At 70.3% G+C, this 14,972-nt stretch carries 15 protein-coding genes; 7 read left to right on the top strand and 8 right to left on the bottom strand.

Annotated features, from left to right (window positions below; translation table 11 throughout):
• Positions 1–88: 88 nt before the first annotated feature.
• The 4 genes from cobT to ACWPN5_RS16035 all read right to left on the bottom strand — a co-directional run bounded on the left by cobT (position 89) and on the right by ACWPN5_RS16035 (position 4,175).
• Positions 89–1,954, bottom strand: a complete 1,866-nt coding sequence (cobT, locus tag ACWPN5_RS16050) for a cobaltochelatase subunit CobT (protein WP_145681297.1) — start codon at positions 1,952–1,954, stop codon at positions 89–91.
• Between the two features lie 92 nt (positions 1,955–2,046).
• Entirely contained in the window at positions 2,047–2,427 is a 381-nt protein-coding gene (locus tag ACWPN5_RS16045) for a GxxExxY protein (RefSeq protein ID WP_492296257.1), read from the bottom strand.
• An 85-nt stretch (positions 2,428–2,512) separates the two neighbouring features.
• The gene (gene cobS / locus ACWPN5_RS16040) at positions 2,513–3,517 is read right to left on the bottom strand and encodes a cobaltochelatase subunit CobS (protein ID WP_014239256.1); all 1,005 of its coding nucleotides are present in this window, start codon (positions 3,515–3,517) and stop codon (positions 2,513–2,515) included.
• A 73-nt stretch (positions 3,518–3,590) separates the two neighbouring features.
• Complete coding sequence (locus tag ACWPN5_RS16035) at positions 3,591–4,175, bottom strand: J domain-containing protein (protein ID WP_035671119.1); 585 nt, start codon at positions 4,173–4,175, stop codon at positions 3,591–3,593.
• 178 nt (positions 4,176–4,353) lie between these two features.
• Here ACWPN5_RS16035 and ACWPN5_RS16030 point away from each other — a divergent pair, with 178 nt between their 5' ends.
• Both ACWPN5_RS16030 and ACWPN5_RS16025 read left to right on the top strand, forming a co-directional pair.
• The gene (locus ACWPN5_RS16030) at positions 4,354–4,626 is read left to right on the top strand and encodes a BolA family protein (RefSeq protein WP_014239259.1); all 273 of its coding nucleotides are present in this window, start codon (positions 4,354–4,356) and stop codon (positions 4,624–4,626) included.
• A gap of 311 nt (positions 4,627–4,937) precedes the next feature.
• Entirely contained in the window at positions 4,938–5,360 is a 423-nt protein-coding gene (locus tag ACWPN5_RS16025; RefSeq protein WP_247888144.1) for a ribbon-helix-helix domain-containing protein, read from the top strand.
• Positions 5,361–5,478: 118 nt separating this feature from the next.
• Here the strand turns inward: ACWPN5_RS16025 and ACWPN5_RS16020 are convergent, their stop codons facing one another.
• The 4 genes from ACWPN5_RS16020 to ACWPN5_RS16005 form a co-directional block, all read right to left on the bottom strand.
• Positions 5,479–6,096 (bottom strand): DUF2889 domain-containing protein, encoded by a 618-nt coding sequence (locus tag ACWPN5_RS16020; protein WP_145681301.1) that lies wholly within the window; start codon positions 6,094–6,096, stop codon positions 5,479–5,481.
• Between the two features lie 124 nt (positions 6,097–6,220).
• On the bottom strand, positions 6,221–6,706 hold the full coding sequence (locus ACWPN5_RS16015) for a CBS domain-containing protein (protein ID WP_145681302.1): 486 nt from the start codon (positions 6,704–6,706) through the stop codon (positions 6,221–6,223).
• 114 nt (positions 6,707–6,820) lie between these two features.
• Positions 6,821–7,948, bottom strand: a complete 1,128-nt coding sequence (gene aroB, locus ACWPN5_RS16010) for a 3-dehydroquinate synthase (protein WP_492296254.1) — start codon at positions 7,946–7,948, stop codon at positions 6,821–6,823.
• A gap of 22 nt (positions 7,949–7,970) precedes the next feature.
• On the bottom strand, positions 7,971–8,609 hold the full coding sequence (locus ACWPN5_RS16005; protein WP_145681303.1) for a shikimate kinase: 639 nt from the start codon (positions 8,607–8,609) through the stop codon (positions 7,971–7,973).
• Between the two features lie 216 nt (positions 8,610–8,825).
• On the opposite strand from ACWPN5_RS16005, the gene ACWPN5_RS16000 reads away from it, so the two are divergent.
• The 5 genes from ACWPN5_RS16000 to ACWPN5_RS15980 all read left to right on the top strand — a co-directional run bounded on the left by ACWPN5_RS16000 (position 8,826) and on the right by ACWPN5_RS15980 (position 14,919).
• Entirely contained in the window at positions 8,826–9,014 is a 189-nt protein-coding gene (locus tag ACWPN5_RS16000) for a hypothetical protein (RefSeq protein WP_103039827.1), read from the top strand.
• Positions 8,995–11,034, top strand: coding sequence for a hypothetical protein (locus tag ACWPN5_RS15995; RefSeq protein WP_492296252.1), 2,040 nt, complete (start codon positions 8,995–8,997; stop codon positions 11,032–11,034). The genes ACWPN5_RS16000 and ACWPN5_RS15995 overlap by 20 nt, the downstream gene beginning before the upstream one ends.
• Complete coding sequence (xerD, locus tag ACWPN5_RS15990; protein ID WP_145681305.1) at positions 11,031–12,050, top strand: site-specific tyrosine recombinase XerD; 1,020 nt, start codon at positions 11,031–11,033, stop codon at positions 12,048–12,050. Before ACWPN5_RS15995 ends, xerD begins: the two co-directional genes overlap by 4 nt.
• A 143-nt stretch (positions 12,051–12,193) precedes the next feature.
• Positions 12,194–13,798 (top strand): malate synthase A, encoded by a 1,605-nt coding sequence (gene aceB / locus ACWPN5_RS15985; RefSeq protein WP_200476974.1) that lies wholly within the window; start codon positions 12,194–12,196, stop codon positions 13,796–13,798.
• A gap of 206 nt (positions 13,799–14,004) precedes the next feature.
• A complete protein-coding gene (locus tag ACWPN5_RS15980) occupies positions 14,005–14,919 on the top strand; it encodes a DMT family transporter (protein WP_492296251.1) in 915 nt (304 codons plus the stop codon).
• Positions 14,920–14,972 lie beyond the last annotated feature (53 nt).

Genomic DNA, 14,972 nt, shown 5'->3' with positions numbered 1-14,972 from the left:
AACCGGACGGCATGCATGAAAAAACGGCGCGGAGTGATCCGCGCCGTTGTCGTTTGTGCTGTTGTCGTTTCCGGACCTGTTGTCGACCTCAGCGCCAGCCGTTGCGGCCCCGGCGGTCGTCCTCGTCGAACAGCTCGGCCAGCTTGTTCATCATGGTGCCGCCCAGCTGCTCGGCGTCCACGATGGTGACGGCGCGGCGGTAGTAGCGGGTCACGTCGTGGCCGATGCCGATGGCCACCAGCTCCACCGGCGAGCGGGTCTCGATGTACTCGATCACCTGCCGCAGATGCCGCTCCAGATAGTTGCCGGCGTTGACCGACAGGGTCGAATCGTCCACCGGCGCGCCGTCGGAGATCACCATCAGAATGCGCCGCTGTTCGGACCGGCCGATCAGGCGGTTGTGGGCCCACATCAGCGCCTCGCCGTCGATGTTCTCCTTCAGGATGCCTTCGCGCAGCATCAGGCCGAGGTTCTTGCGGGCGCGGCGCCAGGGCTGGTCGGCGTCCTTGTAGATGATGTGGCGCAGGTCGTTCAGGCGGCCGGGGTTGGCGGGCTTGCCCGAGGCGATCCAGTGCTCGCGCGCCTGTCCGCCCTTCCAGGCGCGGGTGGTGAAGCCCAGCACCTCCACCTTGACCGCGCAGCGCTCCAGCGTGCGGGCGAGGATGTCGGCGCTCATCGCGGCGATGGAGATCGGCCGCCCGCGCATCGAGCCGGAGTTGTCGATCAGCAGCGACACCACCGTGTCGCGGAAGTCCATCTCCTTCTCCTTCTTGAAGGAGAGGGGGAGGACCGGGTTCACCACGATGCGGGCGAGACGGGCGGCGTCGAGGATGCCGTCGTCCAGGTCGAACTCCCAGGACCGCTGCTGCTTGGCCAGGAGGCGGCGCTGCAGGCGGTTGGCCAGCTTGGAGATCACCCCCTGGAGATGGACCAGCTGCTGGTCCAGCATGTGGCGCAGCCGGGCCAGCTCCTCCGGGTCGCACAGCTCCGCGGCGTCGACCACCTCGTCGAACTGGGTGGTGAAGGGCTTGTAGGCGTTGGGGTCGGGCTCGTTGCGGCCGCGCGCTTCGGGGCGCCAGGGCTGGCCGGGGCCGGCGGGCTCCTCCGCCCCCTCGCCCTGGCCCATCTCGGTGTCGCCCTCCTCGCCGGTGCCCTCCTCGGCCTGCTCGCCCTGGTCGGACTCCTGCGTCTCCTGCGAGGTCATCGATTCGGCCTGGCTCTGGGTGTCGTCTTCACCCTGGGTCTGGCCCTTGTTCGGCTCGTTCTCGTTCTCGCCGGAGTCGCGCTCGTCCTCCTCCGGCTCCTGCGGCTCGTCGGGGTCGTTGCCGACCTCCATGTCCAGCTCGGTCAGCAGCTTGCGCACGGCGCGGGCGTAGGCGTCCTGGTCGGCCATGTGGCCGGCGAGCCCGTGCAGGTCCTTGCCCAGCCGCTCCTCGATCCAGCCGCGCCACAGGCTGACCGCGTGTTCGGCGGCGGGGGGCGGGGCGGCGCCGGTCATCGCCTCGCGGGCAATCAGGCGCAGCACCTCGGGCAGGGGGACTTGCTCGCGCTCCTCCAGCCGCTCGAAGCCCTGCTTGTGGTAGCGCTCGTCCAGCGCCGCTTCCAGGTTCGCGGCAACGCCGGGCATGTGGCTGGCGCCCAGCGCCTCGCAGCGGGCCTGCTCCAGCGCGTCGTAGGCGGCGCGGGCGCTGTCGCCCAGCGGCATGCGCTGGAGATGGACGGCGTTGTCGTGGAAGCGCAGCCGCAGCGACACGGCGTCCGCGGCGCCGCGCAGCGTCGCGACGTCGTGCGGGTTCAGGTCGCGCGCCGGGGTGGGGATGCGCACGCGCAGGCCGGCGACGCCGGGCGGCTCGGTGGAGAAGCCCACCTGCACGTCGGCCCGGCGGGAGAGGGCCCGCACCGCGGCGGCGGTGGAGCGCTTGAAGGCCTCGACGGGGTTTTCACGGTCGGTCATGGCGGGCTGTCTTGGGTCTGCGTCCGGCGATCGTCGGACAAGATTGACACGGATTTCACGGACGAGGCACGGATTTCACGGATGTTCCCCGGTTACGGCAGGACACGGGAGAAGGTGAGGCTGGAGCCGCCGAAATTGAACAACAGGCCGACCGGCAATCCGCTGGCGCGAAGATAATTGATGACCTGCCGTTTGTGCGGCTGCGCCAGCGCGTCGGCGACCTTCAGCTCGACGATAACGCGGCGCGTCACCACGATGTCGGCGAAGTAGGTGCCGACGTTCGAGCCCTTGTAGCCGATCTGGAAGGGAACCTCCTGTTCCGCATCCAGGCCGCGCTCGCGAAGTTCACAGAGAAGGGCCTTCTTGTAGACGGCCTCGACGAACCCCTGGCCGAGCGTGTTGAAGACCTCGAAGGCGGCTCCAATGATGCGCTCGGTCAAGGCGTCCAGGTCGCGGTCGAGAGTGACCCTCATCCGTGAAATCCGTGCCCAGATCCGTGAAATCCGTGTTGTCCTGTTGCCGGGGAGGCTGTGGTCCCGGGGGACGGGGCGCCCCCCGTCACACCAGGTTGGCCTGAACCCCCGTCTCCGGCAGTTCGGTGCCGAAGCAGCGCTGGTAGTATTCGGCGACGGTCGGCCGCTCCACCTCGTCGCACTTGTTCAGGAAGGTGATCCGGAACGCGAAGGCGATGTCGTTGAAGATGTTGGCGTTCTGCGCCCAGGTGATGACCGTGCGCGGGCTCATCACGGTGGAGATGTCGCCGTTGATGAAGCCGGCGCGGGTCAGGTCGGCCAGGCGCACCATCGACGCCACGGTCTTGCGGCCGGCCTCGCTGTCGTACTCCGGCACCTTGGAGGCGACGATCTTCACCTCGGCGTCCACCGGCAGGTAGTTCAGCGTCGCCACGATGTTCCAGCGGTCCATCTGACCCTGGTTGATCTGCTGCGTGCCGTGGTAGAGGCCGGTGGTGTCGCCCAGGCCGACGGTGTTCGCCGTGGCGAACAGGCGGAAGGCCGGGTGCGGGCGGATGACGCGGTTCTGGTCGAGCAGCGTCAGCTTGCCTTCCACCTCCAGCACGCGCTGGATCACGAACATCACGTCGGGACGGCCCGCGTCATACTCGTCGAAGACCAGCGCGCAGGCGTGCTGGAGCGCCCAGGGCAGGATGCCTTCGCGGTACTCCGTCACCTGGACGCCGTCGCGCAGGACGATGGCGTCCTTGCCCATCAGGTCGATGCGGCTGATGTGGCTGTCCAGGTTGATGCGGATGCAGGGCCAGTTCAGGCGCGCGGCCACCTGTTCGATGTGGGTGGACTTGCCGGTCCCATGATAGCCCTGGACCATGACGCGGCGGTTGTAGGCGAAGCCAGCCAGGATCGCGAGCGTCGTGTCGCGGTCGAAGCGGTAGGCTTCGTCGATGTCCGGCACATGCTCCGTGCGCTGGCTGAAGGCCGGCACCTGCATGTCGCTGTCGATGCCGAACACTTGACGCACCGACAGGGTGATGTCGGGAACGTGATCGAACAGGGCCGAGCTGGCCTGGGTGGCTCCTTGAGAAGGCATGGGAGGTTCTTATCGTTCCAACGTGTCTGTTGTCGGGGCCGCCCGGCCAATCTGGTCCGGCCAACCGTCGGGGTTACGCACCATAGCAGGCTTTCAGCGTGTTGTAGGCCTGATTGATCTCCTTCAACTTTTCTTCGGCCGCCTTGTCCCCGCCGTTGGCGTCGGGATGGTGGATTTTCACCAGCTCGCGGTAGCGCGCCTTGATGCGCGGGAAATCCACCGGCGGGGCGAGGTCGAGCACGACCAGCGCCTCCTCCTCCGCGTTGCGGGCGGCCTGGCGGCGCTGCTTGCTCTCCTCGGACTGGTCCTTTCCGGCCTCGCGCCCGAACTCGAAGCTGAAGCCGTGCATCGCCCGGTCGCGCAGGAACTTCTCCTGCACACCCCAGAAGCCGAGCGGCCAGCTCGGCCTCTGCCACGTGGTGTCGCGGCGGACCTCGGCCTCGATCTGCTCGGGCTTCATGCCGGCGTAATAGTCCCAGGCGCGGTTGTATTCGCGCACATGGTCCAGGCAGAACCAGTAGTAGTCGTTGAGCTGCCGGCGGCTCTTCGGCGCCCGGTACGCGCCCTCGCCGGCACAGCCCGGATGATCGCAGGCGCGCACGGCGGTGCGCGGCTGGTCATAGCGGCTGAAGTCGTAGCGGGTGCGTGGCTTGCTCATGTGCGAAGTATGGGAAGAGGCATCCTTTCTGGCAAGCGCACGCAAGGGGGCGGTGCCGACCTGCGGAAAATGGCCGGTCTGCGGCACTGGCGTCTTGACGGAAGCGGCGCCGCGCCGTCACCTCAATCCCAAACCCGACCCTGCCAGGACCACTGGCCCAAACCGAGCGAGGACCCCCATGGAATACGCCACCCGCATGCGCCGGAAGCTGACCGACGCGCTGGCTCCCGAGCGGCTCGACATCCAGGACGATTCCGGCCGTCACGCCGGCCACGGCGGCGCCCACCCGGAAGGCGAGACGCATTTCCACGTCACCATCGTCTCCGCCGCCTTCGCCGGGAAGTCGCGCGTGGAGCGTCAGCGGTTGGTCTATGGCCTGCTGGCCCAAGAAATGGCGGAGCGCGTTCACGCCCTCGGCCTGACCACGCTGACCCCCGAAGAGGCCCGCTGACAGCAACGCCGACAAGAACGCCCGCCCGCTGCCCGTGCAGCAAGGGAAAAGCGCCACCTGCAAATGCATACATACGCATGCAACTACTAGAGGTTCTTTTCAGTCTTCAAACATAATTGGAGTGCTGCCGTGGTTGCAATTCTCGCTGTATTTAGTAGAGTGCAGCGCATGCAACCAATCAATGCGCCGTGGGCGATGCACTTTTCGCGCGTCGTCCGGCGGGTTCGTGGAGAGGGCGGCGTATGGCGAAGCGCGGGCCGAAGAAGCGGTTAACAGTCAATCCCAACGCGTGTGTGGAACCGCTGAAGAGCATGAACATCATGATTGCCGGGCGCCGCACGAGCATGCGTCTGGAGCCGACCATGTGGGACGCTCTGGAGGACATCGCCCGCCGCGAGGGCCTGACGGTCAACGGCCTCTGCACGCTGATCAAGGACCGGCTGGACGAGCAGATCCGGCGGCGCGGCCCCGGTGGGGACAACGCGGAGGTCACCCTGACCTCGGCGGTCCGCGTCTTCATCGCGGCCTATTTCCGCCGGGCCTGCACCGAGGACGGCCACGTCAAGGCCGGGCATGGCGGCGGCGATCCCTTCGTCGGCACGCCCTTCGACCTGCCGCCGCTGGACGAGCTGGACCATTCGGAGAGCGGGGCCGGAACCACGGCGTCCGCTCTGCCGCCCGCGGCGAAGCCGATCGGGCCCAGCGAGACTTTGCGGTCCGCGCTGGACGCGTGACGGTTTGAACAGCCCGATTCGAGGCAAGAAAAGGGGCGCGTCCATCGGGCGCGCCCCTTTTTTGTCCCAGGGTGATTGCCCCCGAGGGGGCGTCCCGGTGGACGGGTCTGCCGACGCGTCAGTCCGCGGCGTCGCGCGGGCGGTCGCCGGTGTAGTGGTCGGGCCAGTTCTTCCGCACGACCTCGCCGTTGCTGTCGAAGATGTGGCAGGTGTTGAGCAGCACCGGGCGCTTGGTGCGCAGCATGTCCTCCTTGCTGCCCCCCGCCTCGCCGCCGCCCGCGGCCCGGGCCTTCTCGGCCTGTTCGCGCGCCAGGATGGGGTAGATGGTCTGGAAGGCGGTGGTGGCGACCGGCCCGAGCAGCTCCACCAGATGCGTGCAGCCCTGGACGCCGCCCAGCCGTTCCTTCACCGCTCGGGTCCAGCCCGGCCCGATCTTCAGCCCGACCAGCCGCTGGAAATTGGGGGTGACGGAGCCGCAGGTGCGGTAGGGGCTCTTCTCCGTCACCGCCTCGACCGCGTGGACGGTCAGGTCGTTGTCCACCGTCAGGCGGATCCACATGCCGTGCACCGGGTCGCCGGGCGGGATCTGGCCGCGCTGCTCGGTGTGAAAGCCGTAGCTCTTCACATCGGTCAGATGGCCTTCGACGTCCCACATGCCGTCGGTCCGCCGATACCCCCGGCAGGTGACTTCCCGGGTGTGGATCGGTTCGCGTGCGGCGGGTTCGGACAGCGGCATGGGACTCTCTGACGTTCGGCCTAGTTCGTACGGCCTGATTGTTGGGGCGTACCCGGGAATATCGGTGGGGCCAGCGTTCAGGTCAAGCCGGCTTCACCGCATTGCAGCATTACGCGTCCTCTGCTTACGGGGGCGCGCTGGCGGAGTAGTGCGACCCGAAGATGAAGGCCTCGCGGTCGCGGATCTCGTCCTCCAGATGGGCGCGGACCACGGCGAACAGGTCGCGGATGGAGACGATCCCCAGCACCGTGCCGTCCGACTCGCCGTCGGCGGTGACCGGGAGGTGGCGGTAGTGGTGGCGCTCCATCAGGTCCAGCGCCTCGTAGGCGTGGGCGTCCGGCCCCAGCGTGTCGGGGGAGGCGGTCATCACCTCGGCGAGCCGGGTGGCCGCCGGGTCACGGCCCGCCGCGACGACGCGGGCCGCGAGGTCGCGCTCGGTGAAGATGCCCTTGAGGGACCGGCCCCCCTTCGGCCGGTCCTGCGTGACCAGAAGGGCGGCGACGCGGCGCTCCGCCATCAGGAGGGCGGCGTCCTGGACGCTGGCCTCCGGCGGCAGGCAAACCAACTGCTGGTCCTTGATGACGTCGGGGATGAGCTTGCGGTTCGGCATGTCCATTCTCCCTTTTCTGGGGCAGCGCTCCATCGCATCTTGGACGCGAATCGGAACTGTCGTGAACTCTGACAGTTTGTTGCCCCAACGGTCAAGGGATTATGGTGCACCGCATCAGCGGGCGACGGCATCCTCCAGTAGCGACCGGACCACCGCCGGATCGACGTCGCGCTGCGTGAAGGCGTCGCCCAGGGCGTGCACCAGAACGAAGGTGATGCGTCCGTCCTTGACCTTCTTGTCCTTGGCCATCGACAGGATGAGCCCATCGATGTCCCAGTCCACGCCGGGCACGTCGGTGGGGCGGACCGGCAGGCCAACGCGGGCCAGATGGGCGCGCGCCTTCTCGGCGTCCGCCGCCGGGCACAGCCCCAGCCGGACCGACAGGTCGAAGGCCAGCACCATGCCGATCGACACCGCCTCGCCGTGCAGCAGGCGGGAGCCGAAGCCAGTCGCCGCCTCCAGCGCGTGGCCGAAGGTGTGCCCCAGGTTCAGCAGGGCGCGGTCGCCGCTCTCCCGCTCGTCCACCCCGACGATGGCGGCCTTGGCCCGGCAGCTTTCCGTCACGGCGTGGCGGCGGGCGTCGCTGTCGCCGGCGACCACCCGCTCGCCGTGCTCCTCCAGCCAGGCGAAGAAGCCGGGCAGGCGGATCAGCCCGTACTTCACCACCTCGGCGTAGCCGGCCAGCACCTCGCGCCGCGGCAGGGTGTCCAGCGTGGCGGTGTCGGCGATGACCAGCCGCGGCTGGTGGAAGGCGCCGATCAGGTTCTTGCCGTGCGGGCTGTTGATGCCGGTCTTGCCGCCGACCGAGCTGTCCACCTGACTCAGCAACGTGGTCGGCACCTGGATGAAGTCGATGCCGCGCAACGCCGAGGCGGCGGCGAAGCCGGTGATGTCGCCGATCACCCCGCCGCCCAGCGCCAGCAGGACCGCCGACCGCTCGATCCCGCGCGCCAGGACGGCGTCCATCAGCCGTTCGAAATGGGCGATGTCCTTGGTCTTCTCGCCCGCCGGCAGGACGATGGCCTGGGTCGGCTCGACGCCGGCCGCGCGCAGCGTGCGCTCCAGCGTCGGCAGGTGCCGCGGGGCGACGTTCTCGTCGGTGACGACGATGGGCGCCTTGCCCCCGGTGATCGCGGCGATGCGCGGCCCGGCGCCGTCGAGCACCCGGTCGCCGACCAGGATGTCGTAGCTGCGCGGGCCGAGGTCGAGGCGGACGGTGTCGATGGCCGTGGCGGTGGGCATGTCTGAGGAGCTCATGGCGGGATCAGGGCTTGTCGTGGTGGTGGTGCGCCGGGTGGCGGTGATGGTGGTGGTGCGAGGCGTGGGGCAGGGTGATGCCGAAATGGGTCTCCAGCGCCTCGATCACCTGCTCCACGGTCGCCTCCGGCGGGCGCTCGTCGCTGATCACCGTCAGCTCGGCCTCGGCATAGACGGGGTAGCGGGCGGTCATCAGCCGGCTCAGGATGTCCTTCGGGTCGCCGGCGTTGAGCAGCGGGCGGTGGGTGCGCCGCGCCGTGCGGGCGAGCAGCACGTCCAGCTCGGCGCGCAGCCAGATCGACACACCGTGGGCGCGGATGGCCGCGCGCGTCTCCGGGTCCATGAAGGCGCCGCCGCCGGTCGCCAGGATGTGCACCGGCTGTTCGGTCAGCAGCCGGGTGATGATCCGGCGCTCCACCGAGCGGAACACCGCCTCGCCGTCGCGGGCGAAGATTTCCGCGATGGAGCAGCCCGCCGCCGTCTCGATCTCCGTGTCGGCGTCGGTGAAGGGCAGGTGCAGCCGCGCGGCCAGCCGCCGGCCGATCGCGCTCTTGCCCGCGCCCATCAGGCCGACCAGCACCACCGTCTTGGGAAGGGTCTTCGACGGGTCCGGCGGCTGTCCCTGCGATGGAAGGCGGGCGGTCATGGTGCTGTGGACTTTCCTGATGCGGTTCCGGCCTGATGCGGTTCCGGAGGGCGGGTGTTCGATTCGGTCGCAGGGGCCTCCGCATGTTGCGCAGCGGCGCCCCCGTGGCTAAAGTGGTACGTCCTGCGTTCATCGGCCATCGGGCCAGCGGTGCGGGCGGTGTGCGATGATTAGCATGAAAGCGCACCCTTGTCCCAAGCCGCACGGACGCAGACCGTGATACAGCGCCGCCGTTCCTTCCACAGAAACACGACTCCGATCGCCATGAGCCGGGTTATTTCCGTTCTTTTCGTCCTGTTCCTCTTCGTCATCGGGGGTGGCATGGCCTTCCTTGCCTCCTGGGACATGCCGGCACCGTCCAAGACGGTGGAAAAGGTCATCCCGGATGAGCGGTTCCCCCGCTGACGCCGGGGACGCCGTCGGGAAAGCCGATGGGCGCCGCCGCCGGTTCGCCGCTCCGCCACGGGGCGGACGGGCCGGTGCCGGCGCCATTTCCATGTTTGCCGTCGTCTCTCTCGGCTTGGTTTTGAGCGGCGCTCTGGCGGGCGCGGCAACGCCCGCGCTGGCCCAGGCCGTGCCCTCCGGGCCGCCGATCCGCCTGTTTCCGCCGCCGGACAGGCTGACCGCGCCCGAGGCCGACCCCGGCGTCCAGCCAGGGGCCGGGCGGGTGCTGGACGATCCGCTGGCGTCGCCGGGGCGGTCCGCCGCGCCGCTGTCGCTGACGCCGCTCCTGGCTCCGGCGCCCGACCGTGCGCCGTCCTTCGACGTGGTGCCCATCGTGGTGCCGCCCTCGGCCATCGCGGTGGAGACGCTGGGACCGCTCGACCCCGACGGCGCCGGTCCCCTGGCGGGGGCCGCCGGGCTGGGCAACGACCCCTGGCGCGGCATCCCGCGCGCCGAGGTGCTGGCCCTGCTGACGGAACTGCCCACCCTCACCCCGTCGCCCGCCGTGAAGGAGCTGCAGCGCCGCCTGCTGCTCAGCCGCGGCTCGCCCGCCGCCGCTCCCGGCGAGCCCGAACCGGCGCGCCGCTTCGGCGCGCTGCGGGTGGAGAAGCTGGCGGCCATGGGCGACCCGCGCGGCGCCGCCGACCTCGCCGCGCTGCTGCCCGAGGCGATGACGGCCGACGAGGCCGCCGCCCGCGCCCTGACCGACGCCGAGCTGCTCGCCGGCCCGCTGGACTGCGCTGCCGCGACGGAGCGCGCCAAGCCCTTCTCCGGCCCCTATTGGCAGCGGGTGGAGCTGTTCTGCCGCCTGCGCGCCGGACGGATCGGCGGGGGAATGCCCACCGAGACCGGGGCCGCCCCGGCGGGCGACGACCTCGCCTTCGACATGCTGCGTGAGCAGCCGGGCGGCGATGCCGATTTCCTGCGGGTGGCCGAAGCGATGGCCGGCGGTCCGGCGGTCCGGCCGCGCAGCCTGAAGGACCCCAGCCCGCTGACCCTGGCCGCCCTGCGGGCGCTCCAGGCCGCGCTGCCCCCTGACGTGCTGTCCCTGACCGACCCGGCGCGGCTGGCCGCCGTGGCGGCCAACAGCGGCACCGACCCGGCGACTCGCGTGACCGCGGCGGAGCGCGCCGCCACCGCTCTGTTCCTCGATTCCCGGCGGCTGGAGGAGGCGTACCGCGCCGCCCCGGCCAAGGGCGACGAGCTGCTGCGGCTGAAGGACGCCGCGGCGCGCGACCGCACGGCCCGCACCCGCGCGCTGGTGCAGCAGGCCATGCTCGCCGCCATGGGCGGCGTGTGGCGGGTGGAGCTGGCCGGGCTGGCGCTGGAGCTTCTCGACCCGCCGATGCTGGCCGGGCCGGTGGGGGCAGTGGTGGCCGACATGCTCGACACCCTGTCGCCGACTCCCGACGCCGCCGCCCTGGCGCCCGCCGCGGCGCGGCTCTGCTTCGCGCTGGGCCGGGCCGACAAGGGCAAGCGCTGGCACGATCTCGCCCTGCGCAGCCGCCCCACGGCGGAGGTGGCGCGGCTGTGGCCGCTCGCCGTCATCGCGCTCGGTCCGCCGCCGGGGGGCGGGGCGCTGGGCCTCGCCGGGTGGCTGGACGAATCGCTGCGCGGCGCCGATCCGGAGGCCCGCGCCCGCGTCGCCGGGCAGTTGGCCCTGCTCCAGGCGATGGGCCTCGCGGTGCCGGAGGAGGCGTGGCGCCGGACCGCCGACCCCGAGGAGTCGGCGCCCACGCCCGCGGATGCCGCCCGTCCTCCCACCGCCGACCCCGCCCTGTGGCAACGCTTGGCCGAGGCCTCCGCCGACCGGCGCGTCGGCGAGACGGCGCTGGCCGCCCTGCTTTTGCTCGGCAACGCCGGGCCGGCGGGCACGCCGCCCGCGGTGGTGGCGCGGGTGGTGGGTGCCCTGCGCGCCGTGGGGCTGGACGGCGACGCCCGCGCCATCGCCCGTGAAGCCGCCGCGGCCCTGGCCGGATGAGTCCCATGCCCAAAACACCCCTGCCGAAAGCCCAGCCGAAGCGGCGCGGGCGCCCCTGCAAGCCGCGCCCGATCGCGGCCTCGCCCCATGTCGACGCCTTCCTGGACATGCTGACGGCGGAGCGCGGCGCCGCGCTCAACACCCGCATGGCCTACGAGCGCGACCTCGCCGACCTCGCCCTCTGGCTGGCCCAGCGCGGCCAGCCGCTGGAGAAGGCGGTGACGGAGGATCTGCGCGCCTACCTCGCCTTCCAGTATGTGGAGGGCGGGCAGAAGCCGGCGCCGCGCACGCTGGCCCGCCGCCTGTCGGCGATGCGCCAGTTCTACCGCTTCCTGGTCTCGGAAGGCCGGCGGGTGGACGATCCGGCTTCGGCGCTCGACAGCCCGAAGCAGGGCCGCCCGCTGCCCAAGATCCTGACGGTGGAGGAGGTCACCCGCATGATCGACTCCGCCCAGACCCGCGGCGGGCCGGAAGGGCTGCGGCTGGTCGCGCTGCTGGAGGTGCTCTACGCCACCGGCCTGCGCGTGTCGGAGCTGGTCGGCCTGCCGATGGCGGCCATCCTGCGCGACGGGCGCGGCCTGATTGTGCGCGGCAAGGGCGGGAAGGAGCGCATGGTGCCGCTGTCCGAACCGGCTTCCGCCGCGCTGGGCGCCTATCTGCCCTGGCGGAGCCACTTCATCCTGGCCGGGCGGGAGAACGGGCCGATCGCCTTCCTCTTCCCGTCGCGCAGCTCCACCAACGGGCACCTGACGCGCCAGCGGTTCGCCCAGCTTCTGAAGGAGCTGGCCATCGAGTCGAACATCGACCCGGAGAAGGTCAGCCCCCACGTCCTTCGCCACGCCTTCGCCACGCATCTGCTCGACCGCGGGGCGGACCTGCGCTCGGTCCAGAAGATGCTGGGCCACGCCGACATCGCCACAACCCAGATCTACACCCACGTGGTGTCGGAGCGGCTGAAACAGGTCGTGCACGAGCATCACCCGCTCGCCCGGCGAAAGACCGTTCGCACGCAATAGCGTTGCGCGCAAAAGGGGTGGTCCTTTCAAAAGATACCAATCCGGCTATGGCGGCTTCTCCCGCTGTGGTATAGCCCTTGTCCCAATGGGGTTGGCCGGCGCGGGCGCGCCGGGCCGCCCCGGCGACGAACAGGGGGAACCGCATGGCCACGACCATCTCCGGGCTTGAGATCCTGGGTCCGATCACGCCGGGGGGCGAGACGATCCTGACACCGGAGGCGCTGGCCTTCCTGGCGGAGCTGGAGGGACGGTTCGGGTCGGAACGGTTGCGTCTGCTCGACGTGCGGACCAAGCGGCGGGCTCTGATCGAGCAGGGCCACAAGCCGGACTTCCTGCCGGAGACCCGGGCCATCCGCGAGGCCGACTGGGCCATCGCGCCGCTGCCGCACGACCTGCTCGACCGCCGGGTGGAGATCACCGGGCCGGTGGACCGCAAGATGATCATCAACGCGCTGAATTCCGGCGCGAAGGTCTTCATGGCGGATTTCGAGGATTCGAGCTGCCCGTCCTGGACCAACCTGATCGACGGGCAGGTCAACCTGCGCGACGCCGTGCGCCGCACCATCGCCTTCGACGATCCGGCGTCGGGCAAGAAGTACCGGCTGAACGACAAGACCGCCGTCCTGACGGTCCGTCCCCGCGGCTGGCATCTGGCGGAGAAGCACGTCCGATTCGACGGCGAACCGGTGTCCGGCGCGCTGTTCGACTTCGCGCTCTACGCCTTCCACAACGCGAAGGAACTGCTGGCCCACGGCTCCGGCCCCTACTTCTACCTGCCGAAGCTGGAGAGCCATTTCGAGGCCCGGCTGTGGAACGAGGTGTTCTCGGTCGCCGAGGATTATCTCAAGATCCCGCACGGCTCGATCAAGGCGACCGTCCTGGTGGAGACCATCCTGGCCGCCTTCGAGATGGACGAGATCCTCTACGAGCTGCGCGACCATTCCGCCGGGCTGAACTGCGGGCGCTGGGACTACATCTTCAGCTTCATCAAGACCTTCCGCAACGACCCCGCCGCCGTCCTGCCCGACCGGGCGGAGGTGACGATGGCGACGCCCTTCCTGCAATCCTACAGCCTGCTGGCGGTCAAGACCTGCCACCGCCGCGGCGCCCCGGCCATCGGCGGCATGGCCGCCTACATCCCGGTGAAGGACGATCCCGCGGCCAACGAGGTGGCCTTCTCCAAGGTCCGCGCCGACAAGGAGCGGGAGGTGTCCAACGGCCATGACGGCACCTGGGTGGCCCATCCCGGCCTCGTCCCCGTCGCGCGGGAGGTCTTCGACGCCTACATGCGCAAGCCCAACCAGATCGACCGCAAGCGTGCCGACGTCAGCGTGACCGCCGCCGACCTGCTGGCCGTGCCGGAAGGGCCGAAGACGGAGCGCGGCCTGCGCAACAACGTGGCCGTCGCCATCGGCTATCTGGAGTCGTGGCTGCGCGGCGTCGGCTGCGTGCCGCTGTTCAACCTGATGGAGGACGCCGCCACCGCGGAGATCAGCCGCACCCAGCTCTGGCAGTGGGTCCACCACGGCGCCGCGCTGGACGACGGTCGCCCGGTGACCATGGAGCTGGTGGACGAGACCATCGCCGAGGAACTGACCGCCTGGAAGGCCCGTGTCGGCGACCGCGCCTTCGACCATGGCCTGTACGAGGACGCCGCGGTGATGCTCCGCGACCTCGTGGAGCGCGACGATTTCGTGGAGTTCCTGACCCTGCCGGCCTACGACCGCATCGTCGCGCAGGGGGCGTGAGGCCCCCACCCTAACCCTCCCCCGCTGCGCAGGGGAGGGGACTGCCGCCGCTTCGCGATCATCTCCCTCCCCTGCGCAGCGGGGGAGGGCCGGGGTGGGGGCAACACTCAGGCGCGTTACCAGCCTGCCCGACCGGCTTGGCAAAAGGCGGGGGCTTCGCCATGTTCGCTGGCCCGTCCGCGTCCTGAGCCAGAGGTTCCGTTCCCGTGTCCACCCTGTCCACCGTCCCGCCGATCTCGCGCGGGGCCGAATCGCTTGCGCTGCTCCTCTTGGTCGGCGGTTTGATCGGGGTGATCTTTCCGGTCACCAAGATCGCGCAGGCGGCCGGCGTGCCGCCGCTGCCCTGGGCCTTTTCCATGATGCTGGGCGCCGGAGTGATCCTGGCCGGGCTGGCGCGTTTCAAACGGCAAGCGATGCCGCTGACCGGGCGGTACCTGCGCTATTTCGCAGTGTCGGGGCTGCTGTCCATGGCGCTGCCCAACGTGGTGCTGTTCTTCGTCATGCCCTGGCTGGGGGCCGGGCTGTCGGCGGTGGTCTACACGCTGCCGCCGATCCTGACGCTGCTGATGGCCGTGGCGGTGCGGATCGAGACGCCCGACCGCGGGCGGGTGGCGGGCATCCTGCTCGGATTCGTCGGCGCGCTGATGATCGTCGGGCCGCGCGGCAGCCTGCCCTCGCCCGATCTGGCCGGCTGGATGGCGCTGGCCTTCGTCATGCCGCTGTCGGTCGCGGCGGGCAACGTCTACCGCACCATGGCCTGGCCGCCGGGTGGGCAGCCGGTGGCGCTCGCCGCGGGGACCATGCTGGGCGGGGCAGGATGGGTCCTGCTCGCGTTGCTCGGCACCGGGGCGGTGGTAGAGCTTCCGGCGCTGGGTCTCGCGCCCGGACTGGCCCTGCTCCAGATCGCGGTGACGGCGCTGACCTACGTGCTGTATTTCCGGCTCCAGGTCGTCGCCGGGCCGGTCTATCTCAGCCAGATCGGCTACGTGGCGACCTCCGTCGGTTTGGGCACCGGGACGCTGCTGTTTGGCGAGCGCTATTCCCCTTGGGTGTGGGGCGGAGCGGCGGTGATCGTCCTGGGGGTGCTTCTGGTCAGTTTTGGCCGGCGATTCGCGCGATAAGCTGTGGCATCGCCGCCGCGCACCGTGGTACCAAGGCCGGTCCGCGACGTCCG

The sequence above is a fragment of the Azospirillum sp. UENF 211521 genome (assembly GCF_058780535.1).
Note: the sequence above shows the minus strand (reverse complement) of the source record. Positions and strands in the feature narration are given on the sequence as shown.